Origin of the sequence: Pseudomonas sp. PDM26 (genome assembly GCF_019219185.1) — a bacterium.
In the GTDB taxonomy this organism is placed as follows: domain Bacteria; phylum Pseudomonadota; class Gammaproteobacteria; order Pseudomonadales; family Pseudomonadaceae; genus Aquipseudomonas.
This window is the reverse complement of the sequence record NZ_JAHUWC010000006.1, coordinates 122,310-144,872: the sequence shown is the minus strand read 5'-3', so window position 1 is coordinate 144,872 and position 22,563 is coordinate 122,310. Positions and strand designations below refer to the sequence as shown.

Sequence of the window (22,563 nt, the reverse complement as noted above, 5' to 3'; positions counted from 1 at the left end):
CTTTCATGAACAAACAAAATCCCCAACTGAATTTTGCCTGGTTCAAAGAAACTTTTATCCCCCAATTCAGAGAACAGATCATAAAAAATAACACCATTGATATGTCATTAAAATATAAATTACCCCACAAAATGCTGTTAAAAGCCGACCCATGTGACTTTACGCATGCCCTCCCTTCCACTTTCGAAAAAAAAACTCCTATATTCGAACAAGTCTGCTCTGATGAAGACTGGATCATCGCCCTCAAACTATTTCACCTAATACGTTCGCTCGAGAACAAAAAAAAATGTCGTGACGTCGCTACTGGGTTTTATTTTCTCATTGACACGCTTCCAAAATTCAAAAAACCTTGGGAATTAGTTAATTCAGACTTTGCCAGAGCCTCAAACAGAACCGATTTATCACCAGGACTTACCTATCGATTAGGAGCCGGCTTGGCGTGTATAGGCAAGACGTTAAAAAAATATAACCTCTCACCGGAGAAAATAAGATATCTTCAAAACCCTCATATTAGGCCTCAACGTTCAGCCAAAACTTTTTTACCAAATCTCGAGGCATGTAAAGTTCTTGCCGAATCGTTTAAATCTCCACTGAATGGGTTCGAAATTTTAGTTTCATCGGCGTTTGCACTGCTGAACTATGCACCGTCCAGAGGTTCAGAAATATTGACGTTAGATGTCGATTGTATAACTACACTTAATGGTTTTGGGCTGTGTTTTCCTAGGCCGGCAAAGAATGGAAAATCGACGGTTAAAAGAGCGCCATGTATCGAATTTGAGAAAGTAGTAACGGAGGCATGTCGAAAACTTAACGAGTTTGGCGAATCGGCAAGAAATGCTTCAGCGTGGTACAAAACTAATGAAAGCATCTACATACCTGAAGACCTCGAACATTTGAAAGGCAAGAAGGAATATAGTATTCAGGAGGCATTAGCAATAATTGGCTACAGAAGGAGTGACAACAATTACTCACAACCGTTGTATTTTAACAGGCCGAAATCTCCACCTGCTGCAATGATTCCGCCGGGACTAAATAGGTTATTTCAATCAAAAAGCGGAGTTTACTACCAAGATAATAAAATACGACTGGATGATGAAAGCTTCATAAGCGCCTCTAATCTTTATAAATGGGCAACAAATAACCTATCACCCACATTTCCTTTTATAGACGGTGTCTCTCAGGTTGAGTACAAAGATTGTTTATTTGTACATCCATATGCTTCTCGCACTCCCTATAAAAAAACATATTGGCAATGTGAAAACGTACCATGTTTTTTTACGACTACGAAACTTCAGCATTGGTTTGGCAAACTTTTTTTCCGCGGTCGTAACAGAGAGGATCTTTCATTAGGCACTCACGCAATGCGGCATTTACTCAATACCTTGGCGCAAAGCAAACATATAGATCAACGCTTGATTGCCATATGGTCTGGCAGGAGCTCCGTAGACCAAAACAGCTCATACGATCATCGTACGCCCACAGATAAAATTGATCTCGTCGATGAGAATGCGAACGGATCAGGATTTGAGTTTGGTGGCTTTCTCGATGAGTTATATGAAGATGAGTATAAGCCGACGGGGGTGTCAACGGAGGATTTTTTCAAGAATGTTATTGGATCTCTTCACGTCACCGAGCTAGGTCTATGCCGGCACGATTACAATTCTGGACCCTGCCCCAATATATTTCAGTGCATTGATTGCACAGAACACTGTTTTAAAAAAGGTGATGAGAGATCATTGGCCGTTGCGCACAGAATGATCGAAAAATTAACACCTGTTATTGAAGCTTCTCAAATAGCAGTAAATAGTGGAGAACCTGGTGCGGAAAAATTTCTTAACTCTCATAAAAGAAAGATATCCAGATACAAAAAACAAATAGATATTTGTTCTGACCCAACAATCTCCAGTGAGGCGATATGCGCCTTACCGCCATCTACACAAACAGACAATATAGTTTCAAAGGCACTTGCCCTACGCGATAATAACACAAAGCAACTGAGACAAAACTTGTATGACAGGGGCAGAATTAGTCATTGCGACATTGATTGCGAGACGGTAAGTTTGTTCAAATCATTAATGACTTCCTGGACGGTCGATAGAGGGCTTCCTACTTGGGATAATGTTTGTGAGATCTTCAGGGATAAACACGATATACAGATAAAACATCAGGTTATTAAGTGCAATAAGGAAATGGCACGATCCTACGAAAACATGAGCGAGCGACTACTTGAGAATAACTTAGTCAAGCGAGACTCTTCTTCAAGATGGCATTGGAATATTGAATACATAGTTTCACACATCTTGAACAACTGGCACTTCGAATCTCTTGGCTCGCCCACTCTTTCTAAAGTTGCACAGTACATACAAGAGAAATATCCATTTGCAAAAACAACCCCTATGGCTCTTCAACAAAATCTCAAAACACGAAAGCTTCTTTCAGACAAGTTACTGGATCTACATGCCAAGGGAATAATATTTCTTTCTGCCAATGGATGGGTAATTTGTGAGCGGAAACTGACTTCACAAAATAGTACATACTTAAACATTCATGAATCTTTCGCTATTTTTGCGGAAGATTGGGGAGTCAAGGATGGACTTCCTTTCGTGGACATTATTCTAAAGAAATTTTCGGAGAAAACTGGATTTACGTTTAGAAAATCACACCTTTTTTCTGATAAAAAACTTCTTGAAAGCCTCAACAACATTAAAGAAAGCGCTCTCAATACGGGCTTCGTAAACTACGGCAGATCAAATGTACCCTCCTGGAATGTTGACCATATAGTTTCATCTTACTGTATTAATACTAATGAAGCCTTAAAAACCGATCACACAAATGAAATATACAACAATATTATATCCCTCTTCCCTGGCATTAAGCTCAACGAACGCGACTTCCTGAGAATATTGAAAACTCGTTTGCATGAGGATTCCGAATGAAGCGCAGAAGAATCACCGACGACGATGCCGCAACATTTATTAACATCCTCAAAAGCTGGGATACTAATAAAGACGGCGAACTAAACTGGAATAGTTTTATCGCCAGCATTCAGGTGATAACAGGCTATTTATACGAGAGAACTTCACTATACAAAACAAAAGAAGGAGCAGTTTACAGAGAGTTTGAGGCTGCTAAAACCCAAATAAAAACAGGAGCAAAGTCGAAGGGAAACTCCATGTCTAGGAAGCACTTATTACTAGCACATTCCAAATTGAAGCTTGAGATTGAAATACTACGCGCCGAAAACCTCAGCCTACTTCAACTACACGCCGGGTATCTGAAATTATTGTATGAAAATGACATAGCACCGGAGTTTGATGGATTGTGAAGATATCACCTACATTGGATACTATTGCTGCGGCAAAATTAATTCAATTGTTGAGATATTGCCAAACCAATTTACTTTCGAAATAATCGCCAAACGAGGCTACCTGGTGATTTTTTCGCATAAAGAAATTGACATAATCGTTGGTTGGAAACATATCTACTGGAAAGCAAAGCATTCCGGCGACCGGCAAAGACAACTGCATAAAATGGATAAACCAATTACAAAATGGCTAGCAGTTGCTGGCGATAGCTTTTCGAAAAATATATTCGATAAGTCGATTCGGAGGTCAGATCGTCAGCCTGTAAGATCTTCTGTACTGAGGTGGTAAGAGCTTGGCTGATTGGCTTATTTAGTTCACCGTTCACCGAGCTATCAAACTTGCCGTCTATCGAACTAGCCTCAGTTGCAGGTACACCTACTTCGCAAACGACAGCCAAATGTTCCGGCAGATCATCGGCGATGCGCTGTGAGAACTGTTTCAGCGTCGGCTCCGCCAAGACGAACAACCATGCTTGATCGTCAATGTCGCCTATACGGCGAAGGACCCTCCCTAAAACCTGACGATAATGCAGCTCAGTTCGAATTCGGCTGAGATAGCAGCAAACCTGTAGCCGAGGTATATCGGTTCCCTCGCTGATCATTCCCACAGCAACAATCCAACGGCAATCGCTAATTTTAAAACTGTTGATTACCTGCTGCGCATCTAGTGTTCTCGTAGTCACGACTTGGAAGCTTTCACCCTTGCTTTTTAGCGCCAAAGCTACTTGGTGGGCATGATCGATATTAGTAGCAACAATCAGTCCCGCAGCATTCGGTTTGAGCATTCGCAACTCATCCAGTTTCCTGCTTCCCAAATCGAGCAACTGGTTGAGCGCGTCTTCATGATAAACCAGATCCTGGTATGAGACCGGAGATTCACGTAGCAGTTTAGCAATGCTGGGGAAAAGTTTGACGGTGCTATCATTCGCGAAATCCTCTTTGAATCTCACCATCTGGTTATCTAGCAGAACAATGCGAGGTGACCGGCACACGCCATCGGAAATGGCTTCCTTGAGCCCGTAACGATAATCGCAAATCAATCGGCCTTCCGGATTGGAGTATCGAGCCAGAGCAATGCCTCTGTCATCTGAGCGCCATGGCGTACCCGATAGAGCCAACGTATAAGCAGCGCGGTCTTGCATTTTCAAAAGAATTTGCTGCCCCCAAGCATTGCTCAACAGCGGATCGTATCCTGAGCAGTGATGGATCTCGTCGAATACTGCAAACACGCGGTAGTCATCGAAGAGCCTCCAGAAGGCATCATCCTGATGCTCCATCGATTGATAGGTACTCGCGGCTCCTACGGCACCGATAAGCCCATCCAGACGCTTCCCAAGTACAGCGGAGAATGTCGAGCGAAAGCCGTCGACGACTTGGCATGACGGAGCAAAACAAAGCACGAGATCAATCTTGCCTTGCTCCAACAGTTGTCTCGCCAACTCTGCGGCCATTCTTGTCTTCCCGGCCCCTGGAGTGGCTTGACAGAAGAAGTGCGGCGTTGTGGTGTAGTGCTCCAGCGCTATTTCAATGCATTGGCTCTGCCATTTTCTCGGCGATGCTTTCATCGTGCGGACATGACTGTCTTGAGCGTCTTTTCGACCGCTCGGAGATGTCCTAGAAGACGAGAGCTTCGGTCTCGAGCTTCGAGAAAATCACCTTCGACTTGGTCTTTCAGATGCGGCATTTCGTCGAGCAATTGCTTATAGCGCTCTGTCTCTCCCATGGAGGAAAGGAAGTCGAGCCGAATCTCTTTGAGTATGGATTCAAGGTGTTCGACCAAATCCGGCCCAGGCTGCTCTGAGTCGATGCTTTGCGCGGACTGTTGCAGCGGTTTACTCGCCGACTTGAGACGGTTCTCGTACCCATTGTCGATGAGCTCCACCTGTAGATTCGCTGGAATACTCTGCCAGTGATAGATCTGACCCCGCTTTTGTCGTTTTTCATCCTGAATAACCCATCCAGTACGCAGCATCCGTCTGATTTGCTCATAGACATATCTGCGCAGGTCGCTGCTGTTGAACGAAATACCCGCCAGTTGGGTGGCGTAAGCGTTACGTAAGTCATTGGTCGTAAATTGGCGTAGGTGCTCCTGCTGAAACAGGTCGTACAACCGCCTGTCGAAGATAAATGAATCGGGTTTCATGCAGGCACCTGGAAGGGAAATTCGCGGAACGGTCAAAATGCGGATTATAGTCCGTGGCCGATTCATCCGCAAACGCAAGATAGTGCCGCCTCAGTGGAGACCGAGGCGGATATGCATCAGCTTGCAAAGGCATTGGGCGAAAGAATACGGACACAACGGAAAGCCAAGGGATTTTCCCAAGATGCCTTGGCGCACTCCTGCACCGTCGATCGAAGCTATATGGGGCGTATTGAGCGCGGCGAAGTGAATATCACCGTAGAAAAGCTATATCGCATAGCCAACGTTCTGGAATGCGAGCCTCAGTCCCTCTTGCCGGAAACGCTTTCTCTCCACGAGCTGGCTTCTGATCTGGCGGTAAGCGACTAAACCCAAATTAGCCGGCACTAATTGACCAGAAGTGACAAATTACTGATTCAAATGCGCAGCATCACTTGACAAGGGTCGGCATGGTCCCTATCCGGCACGAACCAGCCATCATGACTTTTCACTTCGATTGGAATTCTTTTCATTAAGAATGGAATCGGCCAAATATAGCCAACCGTCGCGCGGGAACGTTAAAGACCGGCATGGGCGCCGTATATGAAATGATCATGTAGTGATGCCGAGTCTTTGCTAGAGGAGCATCCAAGCCGGGTACTGACCAGCCGAACTCCGAGCGCACCTCCAGCCTGGAGACATTCTAGGTCCCGCAATTGGTATTGCTCATGCATCGAATTGCCCTGCCGAAGAGGCGGTCTCGGGCACTGCGCACCACGCATTCGATACACCAAAAGGTTTACATAGTTATCACTAGATACTTTTGGTTTACACAGTCTATTGCAATTACTAGCTAACTACCCTTCAGTGATCATTAGAAAATAAAAGGAAGTCAATAGATTTTAAATCGGGCGAGTATTCCCCCACGAGAGAGCCTCGGAAAGACTCAACGGCACAGAACCTGTGTGCGGGCTTGCCCGCGAAGGCCACACCTCGGTATGGAGCCAGAGCAGCGCAAGTGGCGCAATTGGCCAACAACGTTCGGGGCGTCATGCTGGAGCGCTTGGCTCCTGTTGTTTGGGAAAGCTCTGCCTCGAAAGCGAGCTTTGCGCTGGAAGATCTTGAGGACACAGCAAAGCTTTGGATGACGAGCAATCCTAAACCTGCGCCACTATGTAAAGACACTATTGAAGGTCTACGACAAGTATTCTCTATTAAGTGGTAACCCTGCCCAGGGCCAAGACAAGGTGTCTCAATTCAGCTAATGCCTAGTTTTCCAGTGCAATTTCAATGCACTGGCTCTGCCAATTTCTCGGCGATGGATTCATCGTGTGGTCATGACTGTCTTGAGCGTTTTTTCGACCGCTCGGAGATGCCCTAGAAGACCAGAGCTTCGGTCTCGAGCCTCGAGATACTCACTTTTTACCTGGTCTTTCAGATGCGGCATTTCGTCGAGCAATTGCTTATAGAGCTGGGCCTCACCCATTGAGGAAAGGAAGTCGAGCCGAATCGCTTTGAGTATGGATTCCAGGTGCTCGATCACACCTGGCGCTGGTTGCATCGGGTCGACGCTATGCAAGGCTTGAAATTCAATGACCTATAACAGCAATTTTGAAAAATCGCAGTTTCTCACTGCCAACTGTGCGACGTTTTGATTCAAACCAAACTGCCGATCAGAACGGTGTAACGCGGCGTAGCTAATTTTTGGCAGCTCGGGTGTTGTGACCAATGCACGTAAGGCACCATTTTCGATCAAATGGGACAGGCACGCCTTAGGGAGATAGCTGACTCCGACCCCCGACAAAGTGAGCCCTACCTGCACGAGTAGGTTATGACTGGTAAGAGTTTTAGGCATGTGCACGTTAAAAGAGGCCAGCCATCGCTCATAGATCAAGCCAGTGCCTGATTGTGATCCTTGGGTTAACACAGTGCATCCAGCCAAGACTTCAATTCTCACTGGGTCCGGATCGGAAATCAGACTGGGAGCACACATCCAAGCATTTTCAACGCTTTTCAATGGTGTACTGACAAATCGAGCATCGTTGTAAACATCCGGTACGATGATCAAGTCGAGCTGATCATTTTCCAGCTTGCGAAATAACTCGCTGCTCAATTCTACCGATGGTTCGATCTGCACTTTGGGATATTCCAAGCGTATTGCTTCGACTAGCGCGGGGAGCCAAGTCAGCGCGGTCAGTTCAGTGACACCCAGGCGTAGTCTTCGCACCAAGACTTCACGCGCACTGACACGCTCAAGCAAATAATCGCGACGTTCTAACAAGTCTTTAGCGTAATCCAGTAATTCACCGCCCTTTTCGGTCAGTCGGGCATTGCGCTTGCTGCGGTCGAATACTTCCACATCGAAGGTTTCTTCCAGTTCTTGGATGCGCTTCGAGATAGCCGACTGAGACATGTGCAACTTGTTGGCCGCTGCTTCAAAGCTGCCCAACTCGGCTATCCAATACAGCGCGTCGATTTGCTTGAAGGTAATCATCACTACATCACATGAGAAAAAGCGATGATAACTCATAATAAAATATCGCTAAAACTGTTTTCTGATCACTCCTAATATCGAGCCACAGCCCTGAAGGGCTAGTACCTCAACCTTTCGGAGATCAGCCCATGGCCTTGCCCGGCTCTCGCATTCTTCCCAATCCACCGCTAGCCGATGCCGAAGTGCTTGAAGCCTTCGCCAACGTGGTGACGCCACATATTAGTGACAACCTGGGTCGCCATATCGGAGCTCGTGGCCTCACCCGCTACAACCGAAGCGGAAAGTTGGTGGGCACTGCCCTAACCGTCAAAACTCGTCCTGGAGACAATTTGCTGATCTACAAAGCCATGAGCATGCTGCAGCCAGGCCATGTACTGGTGGTAGACGCGCAAGGCGATACTAACAACGCGGTGATTGGCGAATTGGTCAAGCTTTACGCCCAGCAACGTGGTTGTGTCGGGTTCGTCATTGACGGCGCGATTCGCGACGTCGCCAGTTTTGATGACACGCCTTGTTACGCCCGAAGCGTCGTGCACTGTGGCCCCTACAAAAGCGGTCCAGGAGAGATCAACGTACCTGTTTCAATTGGCGGCATGTTGGTTCAGCCAGGCGATCTGCTAGTGGGCGACGAGGACGGACTTGTGGCCTTCTCTCAAGCGGATGCCGCTGAGGTTCTGCGCCGCGCCGCGCATCACGCAGCTCACGAAGAAGAAGTAAAAGCCGAAATCGCTACAGGGGCTGTCCGCCAGAGCTGGATGGATATGGTCTTGCAGCAAGCTGGCCTGGCCGATTGAGGAGTACGTCATGAGTACTGCATTTTTGTCGAATCGGGTGCTTGGTATCGAGCCTTCACCGAGTATCGCTGCTAACGCATTGGTAACTGAGTTACGCGCCCAGGGCCGGGACATAATCAACTTCACAGTAGGGGAACCAGACTTCGACACTCCGGAGCATATTCTCCAAGCTGCCAGTGCTGCGATGCAGCGTGGTGACACGCACTACACGGCCACTACTGGTACCCTCGCCCTGCGCAAGGCCATCAGCCATAAGCTTGAGCGCGACAACGGGCTGGTTTATGGACTAGACGAAGTTGTCGCCGGTTGTGGCGGCAAACACATCATTTACCATGCCCTCGCCGCGACCTTGAACCTGGGCGATGAAGTCATCGTGCACACACCGTATTGGGTGTCCTATCCGGACATCGCCCGACTGAACGACGCCACGCCGGTGATCATTCCGGGTGACGAAACCAACGGCTTCAAGCTATCGCCTGAAGCTTTGGAAAAATCCGTCACTCCACGCAGTAAATGGGTGATTCTCAATACCCCGAACAACCCAAGCGGCGCGGTCTACAAAGAAGACGAACTGCTGGCTCTTGCCGCTGTGTTGCGTAGACATCCGCACGTACTGATCATGGCCGACGAAATATATGAACAGTTCGTGTATGGCGATGCCCAGCATGTGTCTTTGACACGACTCGCCCCTGATCTGAAGGATCGCACACTGATCGTCAACGGAGCCTCCAAAGGCTATGCCATGACCGGGTGGCGGCTGGGTTTCGGTGCAGGTCCTGCTTGGCTGATCACAGCAATAGCAAAGTTATTGTCCCAAACCACTACCTGTCCAAGCTCGGTAAGCCAAGCAGCCGCCGTGGCGGCGTTCGCAGGCGACCAGACCCCGATTGCTGGTATGCGCGAGGTTTATCAGCAACGCCGCGATCGCATGATGGAATTGTTGGCACCTATAAAAGGGCTGACTTTCACACCGCCGGATGGAGCCTTCTATGTGTTCGCCAATGTCAGCGCGCTCATGGGCAAAACCACCGAAAGTGGCGAATCCATACAGAACGATTCGGAACTAGTAGCCCACCTACTCAAAGAGTACGGACTGGCCACAGTAAGCGGTGCGGCGTATGGAATGTCGCCCTATATCCGCCTGTCATTCGCCAGCTCAATGGAAGTAATCGAAGAAGGCTGCCGCCGCCTTAAAGAAGCATGCCAACGATTGCGCTGACGGATTAGTAACACGCGGCAGCCAACGGACGGCTGCTCATTGACTGCCTAGAACAACACTCATAAGCATTTCATCAAATGAGGCATCTCCATGCATCAGCCCCGTATCACACTGGTATGGCAAATAATGATTGGCCTACTCGTCGGCATCGCCATCGGCGCCCTGCTGCACCGTTTCCCCGAGTACCGCCCTTGGTTGGTCGACAACCTCTTGCAACCGGCTGGCGACATCTTCATCAAATTGATGAAGATGATTGTCGTGCCGATTGTGTTTTCCTGCATGGTGGTCGGTATCGCCGGTCACGGTGACGGTAAATCCCTTGGCCGTATCGGAGTCAAATCGCTGGCCTATTTCTTCAGTATCACTACCTTGGCAATCATCGTCGGACTGGTGATTGGCAACCTGTTAAAGCCCGGAACTGGCACCGACCTGGCAAGCCTCAAAGCCGCTGCAATCACCTTACCAACCAGTAATGGAACCGGTCATAGCCTTGGGCAAATCATTGTCGGGATCATTCCTGACAACGTGATCAATGCAATGGCGCAGGGAAGCCTGCTTTCAGTGTTGTTTTTTGCGGTAATGTTCGGCCTCGGTGTTTCCAGGCTTAGCAACGAACGAAAGGAGCCGGTAATTGCACTTCTCCGAGGTGTATCGGATGCGATGTTCAAGGTCACCTCGATGATCATGGCTTACTCACCTATAGGTGTGTTCGGAATGATCTCCGTGACTGTGGCCAATTTCGGTTTCAGCGCCCTTCTTCCACTGGCCAAGCTAATCATGGTCAGCTATGTGGCCATCGCTTTCTTCGTGCTGGTCGTTCTAAACCTAGTGGCGCGATTCTGCGGCATCAATCTGTTCGCGCTAATGCGCCATATCAAGGACGAGTTGATCCTGGCGTTTTCCAGCGCCAGTTCGGCAGCAGTGATGCCGCAGCTGATGAAAAAACTGGAAACCTACGGTGTGCCACCTTCGCTGGTCAGCTTCGTTGTTCCGGTGGGCTATTCGTTCAACCTTGACGGTGCTTCGCTGTTCCTCGGCATCGGGACCTTGTTCGTGGCACAACTTTATGGGATCGACCTAAGCGTCGGTGATCAGGCTTTGCTTGTGGTCACCATGGTGCTGACGTCCAAGGGAGCTGCCGGTGTACCGGGGTTCATGTTCGTGATCCTTTCAGCCACCTTAGCCAGTGCAGGTCTGCCACTGGAAGGCATTGCATTCATTGCCGGTGTATACCGACTAATGGAAATGCCGACGACTGCTCTGAACGTGCTTGGCAATGCCTTAGCTCCGCTGGTAATAGCAAAATGGGAAAGACGCACTGCACGCTGCTTGAAGGCTTCGCTAGCCTGAGTTAAGAAATGCATCCTTAGGCACTATCAAGGATAGTGCCTAAGGCAGCTATTTCAGAGTGCCAACCCAAAGCACCATCTAACTTAGGTAGTCCACTCGCTGCTAAAAATAGTTCAGCTTAGCCCCACATAATCATTTTTAAAGGCTGAGTCATGTAAGCCCTACTCCAAACCCCTACCACAGCTATCAGTCTAAAGCGGGTTTAATACAATAGTTTAGGGTCACTTACTTCTAACAAGCTTACAAGCTTGGTCAACGCAAACCGAAGCTCCGTACGGTTGGTTGGAGACATCAATACAATTCTCACAGCAGAAACCCCACCACTTCCCTCGCCCTCAAACTGACTGGAACTCATGACCATCACCCCATTAGCACGGGCAAGTGTCGCGAACTCGTCACTGCGCCAAGGCTTGGGTAGCTTCAACCAAGCATGGTAGCTAAAAGGCTGACTGATCAACTCCCACTGATGGAACACCTCACGAGCAATGGTTTGTCGAGCTGATGCCTCCTCCCGATGTCGGGAAATGATCTCGTCGTGCAGGCCGGTGTTCAGTACATGACTGGCGATATGAGCTGTAATCGGTGAAGGCATCCAGACCGTGCTGCGGACCATGGCCGTTAAGCGAGGCAACAGACGCGCAGGGCTATATAGGTAGCCGATGCGCAGAGCGGGGAGAATAGATTTCGACAGACTTGTCAGATAGATTGAACGATCAGGTGCAAAACAGGAAAGGGGCCGAGTTTCACTATCAGTGGCAAGAAAGCCATAAATATCATCGTCAAGAATTAGGAAGTCGAACTCTTCGGCGATCGCGGCAATCTCAGCCCTTCGATTATTAGGCATGATAGCCGTCGTAGGATTCTGACAAGTTGCTACACAAACCAACATGGCTGGACGTTCACGCTTGCAGAGTTCGCGAAGTCCATCTGGGATGATTCCATACTCATCCATGGGTACTGCTCCTAGACGACGGCCAGTACCATGGACTACCGAAATAATACCCGGGTAGCAGAGCGATTCACACAATACGAGATCTTGGTTACCAGTGAGTGCACTGATAGCAACCATCAAACCGTGCTGAGCACCACTTGTCAGCACCACCCGTTGCCAATCCGCTCCGGGAATCCATTGATTCAACCATCTAGCTGCAGCTTGGCGGTGTGCAGGATGCCCCCCGTCTGGAACATAATCCATTGCAGGACCAAGATCACTCCCGTCCGCAAGATCTATTAGCGCTGATTTCAGCCATTGCTCCTGCGCTTGTCCTTGAGGTTTGATGATTGAGAGATCAAGCATGCCCGTGCGCAATACGCTGGCCTGTTCTGCGCCCGGTATGACGGATATCAGATCAGCATCTGAATCGAGCTCAGCAAGTACATACGTACCCCGGCCCACTTCACCCTGTGTGAGCCCTCGACGGGATGCTTCGTTATACGCGCGACTAACAGTCCCAGGTGTGACATCCAAAGCGTGTGCTAGCTCACGGAGGGTTGGTAAGCGCTCTCCGTGCTTCAACCTGCCACTAGCAATATCTCGTCCGAGCGAATCCGCGATTGAAAGGTAAACGGGTTGGTGATTCTCGCTGAGGTGAGGTACCCACATGATCAGCTTCGCCTAGAAAACAAGAAAGCTAGATATTACACCAGTTCATTGATGCAAAGCGTATCGGTTGGCGAGGTCCTTCACGTACGAGGGATCAGCCAGGATAGGCGACAGCTTGCTATATGACGAACGGGAGGTTGATCGGTCAAATGTAACTTGATTTGTATCCGCACCGTACATTAGATTGATTGAGTCGATTCACATTGAGTCGATTGAATCGATCAACAAGAGTGCATTGAGTATGTCTAGACTCAGAAAAGATCTATCCCTGTCAGCGACCATTGCGGGCTTTGTCGCAGTGCTCATCTCGTACGCAGGCCCCTTGGTCATCGTATTCCAAGCCGCCCACCAAGCGAATTTGGGAAGTGACATGATTGCCTCCTGGATTTGGGCGATCTCAATCGGCAGTGGCGTCACCGGGATCTTGCTGAGCTTCTGGCTCAAAGTGCCAGTGATCACAGCTTGGTCTACACCAGGTGCCGCTTTGCTGGTTTCGACACTGCCCGGGGTCACGCTGCCGGAGGCCGTGGGTGCCTACATAGTTGCTTCGGTAAGCATCACTGTAATCGCACTTAGCGGTGCCTTCGATAGATTGATGAACAAACTCCCAAAAGCAATCGCTTCCGCTATGTTAGCGGGCATACTGTTCCGATTCGGCGCAGACTTGTTCGGTTCGCTTAAAATCCAACCAGTGCTAGTGCTGTCTATGCTTGGAGTGTACCTTCTAATGAAGCGCCTCAAGCCACGCTACGCGATTCTTTCAGTTTTGGTCGTAGGCTGCGCAGTGGCTGCATCCCTGAATCAATTGCATTTTGGGACGGTCGTTCTAGAGACTGCTGTTCCGGTCTGGATTACTCCACAATGGAACTGGCAGGCAATTGTAAGTATCGGTATACCGCTGGCCCTAGTCTCGCTCACTGGCCAATCCGTCCCGGGTATAGCGGTTTTGCGAACCGCTGGTTATCAAACACCCGCTCGCCCTATCGTTGCATTCACGGCAATCGCGTCGTTCTTACTCGCTCCATTCGGTGCGCACGGCGTTAACTTGGCAGCAATTACTGCTGCAATCTGCACCGGCCCCGAATCACATAATGACAAAAGCAAAAGATATATAGCTGGCATCGCATGCGGCTTTTTCTACGTTCTAGTAGGGACGTTCGGTGCGACCTTGGCTTCGGTGTTTGGGGCGCTACCCAAAGAACTTATCGCCACCCTTGCTGGCTTAGCGTTATTTAGCGCAATCGCCAATGGTCTCACGGGCGCGATGGCTGATGAAAAGCAACGAGAACCAGCGCTAATAACATTCTTGGTAACCGCGTCAGGTATGAGCTTTATGGGCTTGGCAGCTGCATTTTGGGGGATGGTTTTCGGTTTGGTAGCTTATGCCGCCCTTGTCTACTCTATAAGAGTACGGACAGTTCAACACACTCCCATTACTTAGATTTTGAAATTAAACTTACGGGCAGTTATACTTATCTGCCCTTTTCTAGTACTAAATTCGATACAGCTTCACACACTCACGCACTATGCTTGCAAGCGTATAGCCTAACGCCTGTTGGTCGTGCCTCATAAAGGCAAAATGATAATCGACCCGCTTTACATCGGATTCTAATTTCACCTCTTGAAAAAGTCCTCGCTCAAGATCTGACTCGAATAACACTCTCGGAATGCAGCTAACCCCAACTCCAGCTCGTATTAATGCCGCAAGCGCAAATAGACTATTACTCCCGAACACTTTCACAAATTCCAAGCCAGCCTGGGCAAAGAGATTTTCCAAGCGAGTAGTTATCCCAGACTGAGGCCCCTGGACTATGACAGGAAGTCGAGCAAGGTCTCGAAGGGTAACAGAGGCTCCCTCTTGGAAAGAGCCAGGAGGCGCGAGCCAAGCAAATTCTACGGAGTCAACAAGAAGAGACTCCATTTCCCCACTTACATAGTCAACTGGAACCACTATCATATCTAGCTCCCCCACTAGCAACTTTTGTTGGAGCTTAGCAGATATATCAACATCGGGTATAATCGAAATATGTGGATAAATACGTTTGGCTTGCTCAACAAAGCTTGAAAACCAAGTAAGCGTCACAAGCTCAGAAATACCAATTCGAACGGTACGTATGGTTCGCTGTGCTGATGCTCGCAACTCGTCGAGCACCTGCAGACTGCTCAACACGCCATCAGCAGCAATCAGAAGCTCTTCACCTTTAATGGTCAGTGCTGACTTTTGTGCGTTAGATTCAAATAAAGGAATCGATGCACACTTTTCTAACTCCTTAATTCTTTTGGTAGCTGCTGACTGCGTTATAAATAATTTCCCGGCTGCACGCTGGAGCGTACCAAGCTTAACCGTCCAATAAAATGTTTCTATTTGCTTAATATTAGTCATGTTATTCAAAACCTTGATAGCAGGCGACTTATCAACTACACCAGCGAACTCGAAGTACAAACTTTCGAAACTATATCTGTTATTCGTTGCAATATTGGTGTAAATGAATCAGCTCGCGCCATTGCAACATACAGAATATCTGGAGGCGCGGGGTGAAGAGCAACTTTAGTCAACTGCCCAGTTTTCACATAACTATCAGCGATCAAAGGCGGCAAAAAGACAACTCCTAACCCTGATATAGCGAGACCAATCATGGCCAGCAGACTACTGCAAGCGACCTGACTCAATAACTTGACATCCTTTGATCTAAGCCATTCATTAATGAGAATACCGGACCCGGATTTTTTAACCTCAGACAGAAGAGCATATTTTTCAAATACTTCGAGACCAACATCAACCCCCCTCAACTCCAACCCTGGCGAACAATATAGACCAAAATTTTCCGAGTGGAGAGAAAACTTAATTATGCCCTCATTTGCAAAAGCATCTGGAAGAACAACGACATCAAGGCGACCCGCCAATAGCTGAGCGCTGAGTGCTGACCCCATATCAACGACAGGTAAAATCGTAATATGGGGAAACTCTTTCACAATCGCCTGAACAATACCGGGAAGCCACTTAAGCGCTGTAAGTTCAGTCACACCGATCCGTAATTTCCTCTTGACAATTTCATTACTCATTAAGCAGCTATCAAACACACCTCGCTGAAGCAGTACATGCCTCGCTTGAGAGATGACTTCCCTCGCCATCGCATTAGGCTTGCCTGACCGACCGCTGCGATCAAAAAGACTGAAACCGAACCATTGCTCTAACTCCTGTATCTGCTTGGAAATAGCTGACTGCGCCACACCAAGATGTCGAGCTGCACCGTCAAATGTTCCGTGATCATAGACCGCGATGAATGCTTCGAGCTGCTTGAAGGTAACGCGCATCTTTCATCTCGCCTTGGAATGTTTTTCATTCATTTATTATCACTATGCGTCCTACCGTGTCTTCTGTAAATTTTATTCCATACGAGCTCACCCTTGATCGCCATTCCAGGGCACCAGCTCCAGCAAAAAGCCTTCATTCATAAAAATCGCGCCTCAGGAATCGCTTATGCAACCGCCAGAGCTGAACGCCTTTAACGACATAGTTGTAATCGGTGCAGGAATTGTTGGGCTTTCAGTAGCGCTGCAGCTGCATCTGGATGGCTATAAGGTCACGGTTATTGACCAGTCACCACCTATGGTGGGGTGCTCAGCAGGCAATGCGGGCTATCTATCTCAAGCCAATATCTTTCCACCTGCTACACCAGACCTACTGCTGAAAATGCCAAAGCTGCTGATGGATAAGCAAGGCCCTTTGGTCATCAAGCCGAGCTACTTCGGAAAAATGGTTCCATGGGCTCTCCGAGCGGTCTCGACCTTAAAGCCCGCTCCCTATGCGAAAACGGTCAACGCGCTTTCGAGCTTGATCACACGCTCGCAAGACAGCCTTTCAAACCTAGCTGGTCAAGCAAATGCCGCGCATTTGTTGACCAAGGAAGGTGGACTTATAGCGTTCCGTACTCAATCGGCATTCACAGCCCGGCAGAAAGCCCTACCGATCTGGCGCGACCATGGCATCGATGTAACGACCCTTAGCCGAGAGGAAACCTTGGGATTAGAGCCAGCACTAGCCCCTGACACCGTCGGCTCGATTCACTTTAAGAATTCAGGACGATGCAGCGACCCCCAAGGTTTAGGCCTGCTCTATGCACAGCATTTGGCAAAAGGCGGAGCGCGATTTATTCGGGATAAGGTCATTAGCATCAAGCAAGCCGAGATGGGGGGCTGGAAGGTTGCTATGACGACACAAAACTTACATACCCCCAAGGTAGTGGTTTGTGCAGGTCATGCTTCCGATGAACTACTTGCTGGCTTTGGTTACAGAAAGGCGCTTGTCAGTGAGCGTGGCTATCACCTGATGCTTCCATCTTCAGGTATCAGTTTGACCAGGCCAGTGGTCTTCGGCGAGCCCTACTTCGCAGCAACACCGATGCTACACGGACTTCGGCTGGCTGGAACTGCTGAGTTCTGCTCCGCAAGCGCGCCACCCAATATGGATCGATCGTACATGCTAGGCAATCTGGCTAAGCAGTACTTGCCAGGACTGAATCTCGAGGGTGCTGAGCCTTGGATGGGGGTGCGCCCGTCTCTACCCGACGGCCTCCCAGCGATAGGTCAAATTGAAAGAAGCGCCGGCTTCTTCTACGCCTTTGGACACGGCCACAACGGCCTAATGACTTCCGCGATTACCGCCAAATGTGTGTCAGAACTCATAAGCGCGCGGCAGACGACGGTAGATATCACCCCGTTTGATTTGAAACGGTTTGGATAATTTGTAGGAGTTTAAAGTGACTAATTTCGCTCGAATCAAACATAACGAACTGATGAGCAAGGCTATACGCGCTAACGGATTCGTATTTGTCGGCGGTCAAACACCAGATCAACGTAATGAGGACGTCGCGGGCCAAACGCGCCAGGTACTAAAAAAAATTGACGAAAATCTCGAGGCCATGGGCCTAGACAAATCTCACCTCGTGAGTGTTTCCATTTGGCTCAAAGACATCACACGAGATTTCGAGGCGATGAATGCGGTGTGGGCGGAATGGGTAGATATGGAAAACACACCTACTAGAGCAACCGTCGAGGCCCACCTTCGCACAGCCGATATGCTAGTTGAGATTGCAGCAATCGCAGCCGAATAAGCAGCAAATTTCAGAACTCTGACAAACGAGTGTAACTAGCTGTTTTCCGAACACCAATCGTGAAATGGCTTTAAAAACTGCCGCAATAAATCTTATAGCAGCGGCATGGCGTAGTACTCCATGCCGCTCATGTCAATCACTACAAGAAACAGACATCGATTATGCGCATTCAAAAAATACCGTTGGTTTGGCAAATACTCATTGGATTCGCGCTGGGCGTTATCGTCGGTGCGATCCTGCATCACTTCCCGGAATCACGGGACTGGATGAACGCCAATGTCCTACAACCAGCGGGTGACATTTTTATCAAATTGATGAAAATGATTGTTGTCCCGATTGTTTTCTGCTGCATGGTCAACGGTATCGCCGGTCACGGCGATGGGCATTCGATTGGACGCATTGGCGCCAAGACAATGATCTATTTCATGAGTGTTACCACAACGGCAATAGTTTTCGGGCTCATTATGGGAAATTTGACCCAGCCTGGTGCAGGCATGGACATGTCCAGCCTTCATGCCACGAATGTTGCGATTAACACTGTACCACCAGGGAATCACGGCTTCGCTGGCATCATCTTAGGTATCATCCCAGAAAATATCCTGGAGGCCATGTCTCAGGGCAAGCTTCTTTCCGTACTATTTTTTGCAGTGATTTTTGGTGTAGCTCTTAACAAGATAAGCAGTGAGAAGAAGGCACCTGTTATTGCCTTGGTTTCAAGCATCTCCGAGGCAATGTTCAAAGTCACTCACATGATTATGGCCTATTCACCAATAGGTGTATTCGGCATGATCGCTGTGACAATTTCTACCTTTGGCTTCTCTGCTCTTATTCCGCTGGCCAAGCTGATCGTTGTCGTATATGCCTCATTCATTATATTCGCTGCAGTGGTATTGGGTAGCATTGCCAAGTATGCCGGCTTCAGTCTTATTTTTCTGATCCGTCATATCAAAGATGAACTGATTCTGACTTACTCAAGCGCAACTTCTGCTGCTGTAATTCCACAAATCATTCAAAAAGCGGAATCCTTAGGTGCTCCTAAATCGCTGACAGGATTTGTAGTGCCGGTTGGGTACTCGTTCAACCTCGATGGAACCTCGATCGTTCTTGGCATCGCAACACTCTTTATTACACAACTTTACGGCATTGAACTTAGCTTAGGTGAACAGTTGATGCTTGTTGTGACAATGGTTCTCACGAGCAAAGGCGCCGCCGGTGTACCTGGCTTCATGTTTGTCGTTCTTTCCGCTACGTTGTCGAGCGCTGGTTTGCCGTTAGAAGGTATAGCTTTCATTGCAGGCATCTATCGAATTATTGATATGGCATCGGCCACCATGAACGTTCTGGGCAATGCTCTAGCTCCACTGGTCATAGCCAAATGGGAAGAAAACTCCCAAGCGAAAATGCGCCTTGCCGAATCGACCTAAATCAGCTTTTTAGTTTGGGAATAGGTGTATTCACCACACCTCTTCCCTTCCAACTTACTCGAGAGGAGTATCCAGCAGCAATTCGTTTCAAAATGGCGCTGAGCAGTGCCGCCCGTAAATGAACTATCACGCTCTTATGAGCCAAGTAAATAAACTGATATTAGGTGACCTATGTTTTCCTATGAAGATATCCTGCAGGCCCGGGAGCGTATCAAAGGCCATATTGTAGAAACACCTGTGCTTTCCTCCCCTATGCTCAACGAGATGGTGGGTGCCGAACTCTACGTGAAAGCTGAATCGCTGCAGTTAACTGGATCATTCAAGGTGCGAGGCGCACTTAACAAAGTAATGTCGCTGACCCCAGCGGAGCGTGAGCGCGGTGTACTGGCCTATTCCTCCGGAAACCATGGCCATGCAGTCTCAGCAGCATCCAAGATCGTTGGCACCAAAGCTACTATCTGTCTTCCATCATTTGCTCCGGCCATCAAGGTAGCCAATTGCCGCTGGTGGGGCGCTGAAGTTGTCTTCTACGATGCCGAAACGACCGACCGCGAGGAGTTTGGAGCGGCACTCGCTGAAGAGCGCGGGCTGACTCTCGTTAAGCCATTCGATGATTATTTAGTCATGGCTGGTCAGGGAACTGCCGGACTTGAACTTTGTGAATTTTTGAAATCCCGTAATATCGAACTTGACATGATGCTTGTCAATTGCAGCGGCGGTGGTCTGACCTCCGGCGTCTTCGCAGCAGTTAAGCATCACTTTTCAAACGTTGAATATGGTGTTGTAGAGCCTGTGGGTTACGAGAAAGTCGCCAGGTCACTGTTAACCGGGGTTCCACAGCGCAATGACGTTATTCGTCCAAACGTGATGGATGGAATCCTCGGCCCAGTAATGGGTGCCTACACCTTCCCAGTCATTCGAGATTGCCACCCTACCCCTTACGCAGTGACTGAAGAGGAAGCATTGAACGCAGTCAAGGTTGCATTCAAAACTCTAAAGCTCGTACTAGAACCCGGTGCAGCAGTTTCCTTGGCAGCAATCCTTTCCGGGAAAATTGATGTTCGCGGAAAAAAAGTAGCCCTGATTGGCTCTGGCGGTAATGTGGACCCAGAAATGTTCACTAGGGCGCTTGCCGTCTAAGCGTACTAGCTCCACTACACATCTTGACCACGCATCAAAATGTGTATTGGCTTTCCAGTTCCGCAACTTCCAGCTTGAACATACGTACTCTATGGCGTCCTTGGAGGGACATGTCTTGGAGTGGTTAAACCATTAAATGGTCTTACTCATACTTCCTCGGAGTTACCATGAGCAAAGTTCTAGACCGCTTACAGGCATTAGGCCTGAAGCTACCCGAGTTCAATACTCGCGGCGGAACCTATGTTCAATTCAGGCGCTTTGGTGACCTGATCTTCGCCGCGGGTCAAGTTGGTTTAATTGATGATATCCTGCAACACCAGGGCACCGTGGGTTTAAACATCAACATTGAGCAGGCGCAGAGCTCAGCACGTCTATGCGCTCTAAACCTGCTGGCAATCGCCAACGCTGCTTCTAACTTCGACTTGGATCGAGTCAGGGTGCTGAAGGTGAATGGGTATGTGAAGTGCTTACCGGAATTTATACACCAATCAAAAGTAATAGACGGGGCGTCCGACTTTTTAATTGACATACTGGGCCATGACCGGGGCGGGCACGCTCGAGCTGCAATTGGTGTTGCTACTCTTCCTCGCGGCGCCCCCGTGGAAATTGAAGCAGTCTTTGCGATCGATTGAAAAGATATACACAAGCTAAGTACTCATACAATTCAAGGAGTTTATGATGTTCATCAACGTCCCTACCGATAACGTTGCTATTTCCGAAAACTGGGAGCGTGTAGACCTTACATTACTTGAAGAAATAGCCCACTACCCGGTTGCTTTAATCGGCGATGTAGTTGAGCGCATGGGTATGATGGCCTCGGCAATCCATCACGTCGCAGGAAAGGCCAACTTCTTCGGCTCCATCCTTCCCGTCCTTACTCGAGAAGGTGACAACCTGGCAATTCACCGTGCACTTGATGAAGCCCAGCCCGGAGACGTACTGGTCATTAATGGAAACGGTGAGGTTAATCGGGCGGTCTTTGGGGACCTGCTTGGTGAAGTCTGCCTAGCAAAAAAAGTAGCGGCAGTGGTCATAGACGGCGCTGTTCGAGACATCGAAGAGCTCTCTACTATGGGCTTGTCTACATTCGCCAGAGCGGTCAACCCAGCTGGTCCATCTAAGAATGGCCCAGGCCAGATAGGTACACCGGTCGCCTGCGGGAATGTGGTTTGTAACCCAGGAGACGCCATTTTCGGTGACCGCGATGGCGTGATTGTCATTAGCCGCCATCTGGTTCCAACTCTAGCTCAAAAGCTCCAAGTACAAAGCGATATTGAGTCCTCCTTCCGTGAGAGGGTACGAGCCACCTTACGTTAATCTAGCTAAGTACACAGGCTAACTACAAAGGAGCCTACCGGCGATTGCGCTCTGCATCATTGACTAGGGATTAAGCGTAATTGCGGTAGGCCTAACCATGCGATTGGCCACGCCATCACACGACGCGAGGGTCAAAACACAGATCGTTATGTGGGAACGTGGTAGCCATCCGTATAGAGTCGGCATACTTTATATAAATGCCTTAAACTTCTGCTTTCAAGAGCCTGCATTCCCGGAAAAAGATGGTCAGTAATCGCGAAGGGCTTTCGCTGGGTAATCCATTCTATTCATTCCTATTGGTCTGCCAAGCGCTCGCATGCTCCCTGCCCCTAGCAAATACCGAGGGCCAATGAACTCTGCAAGCCTTGTAAAATGCGGGATCGAGACGCAGATTCGAGCCGGAGCGAATTGCTTGCTCAAGGGACTGACATTCCTACTATATTGCAGATCAAGGCCGTCATATATTTGATTACGCCGAACACGGCGATATCCCCGGACTTTTTCCTGCACTGCAAATAACTGTTGAGAGCAGCAGGTATCGCTGGCACCGATTATGATTATTCCGCAAGTGCCAGAAACTCATGATTGTATTGGCAAAGATCGGAGCGTTCAGCCTCGCGTGTGC

Annotated in this window: 19 protein-coding genes and 2 pseudogenes; 14 read left to right on the top strand and 7 right to left on the bottom strand. The window is 48.8% G+C overall.

Annotated features, from left to right (window positions below):
* Positions 1–5 precede the first annotated feature (5 nt).
* A complete protein-coding gene (locus KW849_RS13950; protein ID WP_218429897.1) occupies positions 6–2,936 on the top strand; it encodes a hypothetical protein in 2,931 nt (976 codons plus the stop codon).
* Positions 2,933–3,325, top strand: a complete 393-nt coding sequence (locus KW849_RS13945) for a hypothetical protein (protein WP_218429896.1) — start codon at positions 2,933–2,935, stop codon at positions 3,323–3,325. Before KW849_RS13950 ends, KW849_RS13945 begins: the two co-directional genes overlap by 4 nt.
* A 218-nt stretch (positions 3,326–3,543) precedes the next feature.
* Here the strand turns inward: KW849_RS13945 and KW849_RS13940 are convergent, their stop codons facing one another.
* Together KW849_RS13940 and KW849_RS13935 are read right to left on the bottom strand one after the other, a co-directional pair.
* Positions 3,544–4,929, bottom strand: a complete 1,386-nt coding sequence (locus KW849_RS13940) for a DEAD/DEAH box helicase (RefSeq protein ID WP_218429895.1) — start codon at positions 4,927–4,929, stop codon at positions 3,544–3,546.
* The gene (locus KW849_RS13935; protein ID WP_218429894.1) at positions 4,926–5,507 is read right to left on the bottom strand and encodes a hypothetical protein; all 582 of its coding nucleotides are present in this window, start codon (positions 5,505–5,507) and stop codon (positions 4,926–4,928) included. The genes KW849_RS13940 and KW849_RS13935 overlap by 4 nt, the downstream gene beginning before the upstream one ends.
* Before the next feature lie 111 nt (positions 5,508–5,618).
* Here KW849_RS13935 and KW849_RS13930 point away from each other — a divergent pair, with 111 nt between their 5' ends.
* Together KW849_RS13930 and KW849_RS13925 are read left to right on the top strand one after the other, a co-directional pair.
* Positions 5,619–5,873 (top strand): helix-turn-helix domain-containing protein, encoded by a 255-nt coding sequence (locus KW849_RS13930; RefSeq protein ID WP_204928842.1) that lies wholly within the window; start codon positions 5,619–5,621, stop codon positions 5,871–5,873.
* A gap of 619 nt (positions 5,874–6,492) precedes the next feature.
* Positions 6,493–6,708 (top strand): annotated as a pseudogene (locus tag KW849_RS13925) (aldolase); the annotation flags it as partial.
* Positions 6,709–6,807: 99 nt separating this feature from the next.
* On the opposite strand, the pseudogene KW849_RS31340 reads toward KW849_RS13925, so the two are convergent.
* Together KW849_RS31340 and KW849_RS13920 are read right to left on the bottom strand one after the other, a co-directional pair.
* Positions 6,808–7,023 (bottom strand): annotated as a pseudogene (locus KW849_RS31340) (hypothetical protein); the annotation flags it as partial.
* Between the two features lie 57 nt (positions 7,024–7,080).
* On the bottom strand, positions 7,081–7,977 hold the full coding sequence (locus tag KW849_RS13920; RefSeq protein ID WP_218430073.1) for a LysR family transcriptional regulator: 897 nt from the start codon (positions 7,975–7,977) through the stop codon (positions 7,081–7,083).
* Positions 7,978–8,105: 128 nt separating this feature from the next.
* Here KW849_RS13920 and KW849_RS13915 point away from each other — a divergent pair, with 128 nt between their 5' ends.
* The 3 genes from KW849_RS13915 (at position 8,106) to KW849_RS13905 (ending at position 11,340) form a co-directional block, all read left to right on the top strand.
* Positions 8,106–8,771 (top strand): RraA family protein, encoded by a 666-nt coding sequence (locus tag KW849_RS13915; RefSeq protein ID WP_218429893.1) that lies wholly within the window; start codon positions 8,106–8,108, stop codon positions 8,769–8,771.
* 10 nt (positions 8,772–8,781) lie between these two features.
* The gene (locus KW849_RS13910; protein WP_218429892.1) at positions 8,782–9,990 is read left to right on the top strand and encodes a pyridoxal phosphate-dependent aminotransferase; all 1,209 of its coding nucleotides are present in this window, start codon (positions 8,782–8,784) and stop codon (positions 9,988–9,990) included.
* 90 nt (positions 9,991–10,080) lie between these two features.
* The gene (locus KW849_RS13905; protein ID WP_218429891.1) at positions 10,081–11,340 is read left to right on the top strand and encodes a cation:dicarboxylate symporter family transporter; all 1,260 of its coding nucleotides are present in this window, start codon (positions 10,081–10,083) and stop codon (positions 11,338–11,340) included.
* A 202-nt stretch (positions 11,341–11,542) separates the two neighbouring features.
* Here KW849_RS13905 and KW849_RS13900 read toward each other — a convergent pair whose 3' ends face one another.
* On the bottom strand, positions 11,543–12,943 hold the full coding sequence (locus tag KW849_RS13900) for a PLP-dependent aminotransferase family protein (protein WP_218429890.1): 1,401 nt from the start codon (positions 12,941–12,943) through the stop codon (positions 11,543–11,545).
* Between the two features lie 241 nt (positions 12,944–13,184).
* Between KW849_RS13900 and KW849_RS13895 the strand changes: the two genes are divergently transcribed.
* The gene (locus tag KW849_RS13895; protein ID WP_218429889.1) at positions 13,185–14,384 is read left to right on the top strand and encodes a benzoate/H(+) symporter BenE family transporter; all 1,200 of its coding nucleotides are present in this window, start codon (positions 13,185–13,187) and stop codon (positions 14,382–14,384) included.
* A 51-nt stretch (positions 14,385–14,435) separates the two neighbouring features.
* On the opposite strand, the gene KW849_RS13890 is transcribed toward KW849_RS13895, so the two are convergent.
* The gene (locus KW849_RS13890) at positions 14,436–15,326 is read right to left on the bottom strand and encodes a LysR family transcriptional regulator (RefSeq protein WP_218429888.1); all 891 of its coding nucleotides are present in this window, start codon (positions 15,324–15,326) and stop codon (positions 14,436–14,438) included.
* Between the two features lie 35 nt (positions 15,327–15,361).
* Entirely contained in the window at positions 15,362–16,258 is an 897-nt protein-coding gene (locus KW849_RS13885) for a LysR family transcriptional regulator (RefSeq protein WP_218429887.1), read from the bottom strand.
* Between the two features lie 166 nt (positions 16,259–16,424).
* Here KW849_RS13885 and KW849_RS13880 point away from each other — a divergent pair, with 166 nt between their 5' ends.
* The 6 genes from KW849_RS13880 (at position 16,425) to KW849_RS13855 (ending at position 21,938) form a co-directional block, all read left to right on the top strand.
* The gene (locus KW849_RS13880; protein WP_218429886.1) at positions 16,425–17,687 is read left to right on the top strand and encodes an FAD-binding oxidoreductase; all 1,263 of its coding nucleotides are present in this window, start codon (positions 16,425–16,427) and stop codon (positions 17,685–17,687) included.
* 16 nt (positions 17,688–17,703) lie between these two features.
* Positions 17,704–18,057 (top strand): RidA family protein, encoded by a 354-nt coding sequence (locus KW849_RS13875; protein WP_371319139.1) that lies wholly within the window; start codon positions 17,704–17,706, stop codon positions 18,055–18,057.
* A 161-nt stretch (positions 18,058–18,218) separates the two neighbouring features.
* Positions 18,219–19,481, top strand: coding sequence for a cation:dicarboxylate symporter family transporter (locus KW849_RS13870; RefSeq protein ID WP_218429885.1), 1,263 nt, complete (start codon positions 18,219–18,221; stop codon positions 19,479–19,481).
* Positions 19,482–19,652: 171 nt separating this feature from the next.
* On the top strand, positions 19,653–20,621 hold the full coding sequence (locus KW849_RS13865; protein WP_218429884.1) for a threonine/serine dehydratase: 969 nt from the start codon (positions 19,653–19,655) through the stop codon (positions 20,619–20,621).
* A 167-nt stretch (positions 20,622–20,788) separates the two neighbouring features.
* Positions 20,789–21,253 carry a RidA family protein gene (locus tag KW849_RS13860; RefSeq protein ID WP_218429883.1) on the top strand — a complete coding sequence of 155 codons (465 nt, stop codon included), beginning with the start codon at positions 20,789–20,791 and terminating at the stop codon, positions 21,251–21,253.
* Positions 21,254–21,299: 46 nt separating this feature from the next.
* Positions 21,300–21,938 carry an RraA family protein gene (locus tag KW849_RS13855; protein WP_218429882.1) on the top strand — a complete coding sequence of 213 codons (639 nt, stop codon included), beginning with the start codon at positions 21,300–21,302 and terminating at the stop codon, positions 21,936–21,938.
* Positions 21,939–22,563: the final 625 nt, after the last annotated feature.

Excerpts from the sequence above, each read along its gene's own strand:
- KW849_RS13950 (WP_218429897.1), top strand. The coding sequence starts at position 6 with ATGAACAAACAAAATCCCCAACTGAATTTTGCCTGGTTCAAAGAAACT.
- KW849_RS13945 (WP_218429896.1), top strand. The coding sequence starts at position 2,933 with ATGAAGCGCAGAAGAATCACCGACGACGATGCCGCAACATTTATTAAC.
- KW849_RS13940 (WP_218429895.1), bottom strand. The coding sequence starts at position 4,929 with ATGAAAGCATCGCCGAGAAAATGGCAGAGCCAATGCATTGAAATAGCG.
- KW849_RS13935 (WP_218429894.1), bottom strand. The coding sequence starts at position 5,507 with ATGAAACCCGATTCATTTATCTTCGACAGGCGGTTGTACGACCTGTTT.
- KW849_RS13930 (WP_204928842.1), top strand. The coding sequence starts at position 5,619 with ATGCATCAGCTTGCAAAGGCATTGGGCGAAAGAATACGGACACAACGG.
- KW849_RS13920 (WP_218430073.1), bottom strand. The coding sequence starts at position 7,977 with ATGATTACCTTCAAGCAAATCGACGCGCTGTATTGGATAGCCGAGTTG.
- KW849_RS13915 (WP_218429893.1), top strand. The coding sequence starts at position 8,106 with ATGGCCTTGCCCGGCTCTCGCATTCTTCCCAATCCACCGCTAGCCGAT.
- KW849_RS13910 (WP_218429892.1), top strand. The coding sequence starts at position 8,782 with ATGAGTACTGCATTTTTGTCGAATCGGGTGCTTGGTATCGAGCCTTCA.
- KW849_RS13905 (WP_218429891.1), top strand. The coding sequence starts at position 10,081 with ATGCATCAGCCCCGTATCACACTGGTATGGCAAATAATGATTGGCCTA.
- KW849_RS13900 (WP_218429890.1), bottom strand. The coding sequence starts at position 12,943 with ATGTGGGTACCTCACCTCAGCGAGAATCACCAACCCGTTTACCTTTCA.
- KW849_RS13895 (WP_218429889.1), top strand. The coding sequence starts at position 13,185 with ATGTCTAGACTCAGAAAAGATCTATCCCTGTCAGCGACCATTGCGGGC.
- KW849_RS13890 (WP_218429888.1), bottom strand. The coding sequence starts at position 15,326 with ATGACTAATATTAAGCAAATAGAAACATTTTATTGGACGGTTAAGCTT.
- KW849_RS13885 (WP_218429887.1), bottom strand. The coding sequence starts at position 16,258 with ATGCGCGTTACCTTCAAGCAGCTCGAAGCATTCATCGCGGTCTATGAT.
- KW849_RS13880 (WP_218429886.1), top strand. The coding sequence starts at position 16,425 with ATGCAACCGCCAGAGCTGAACGCCTTTAACGACATAGTTGTAATCGGT.
- KW849_RS13870 (WP_218429885.1), top strand. The coding sequence starts at position 18,219 with ATGCGCATTCAAAAAATACCGTTGGTTTGGCAAATACTCATTGGATTC.
- KW849_RS13865 (WP_218429884.1), top strand. The coding sequence starts at position 19,653 with ATGTTTTCCTATGAAGATATCCTGCAGGCCCGGGAGCGTATCAAAGGC.
- KW849_RS13860 (WP_218429883.1), top strand. The coding sequence starts at position 20,789 with ATGAGCAAAGTTCTAGACCGCTTACAGGCATTAGGCCTGAAGCTACCC.
- KW849_RS13855 (WP_218429882.1), top strand. The coding sequence starts at position 21,300 with ATGTTCATCAACGTCCCTACCGATAACGTTGCTATTTCCGAAAACTGG.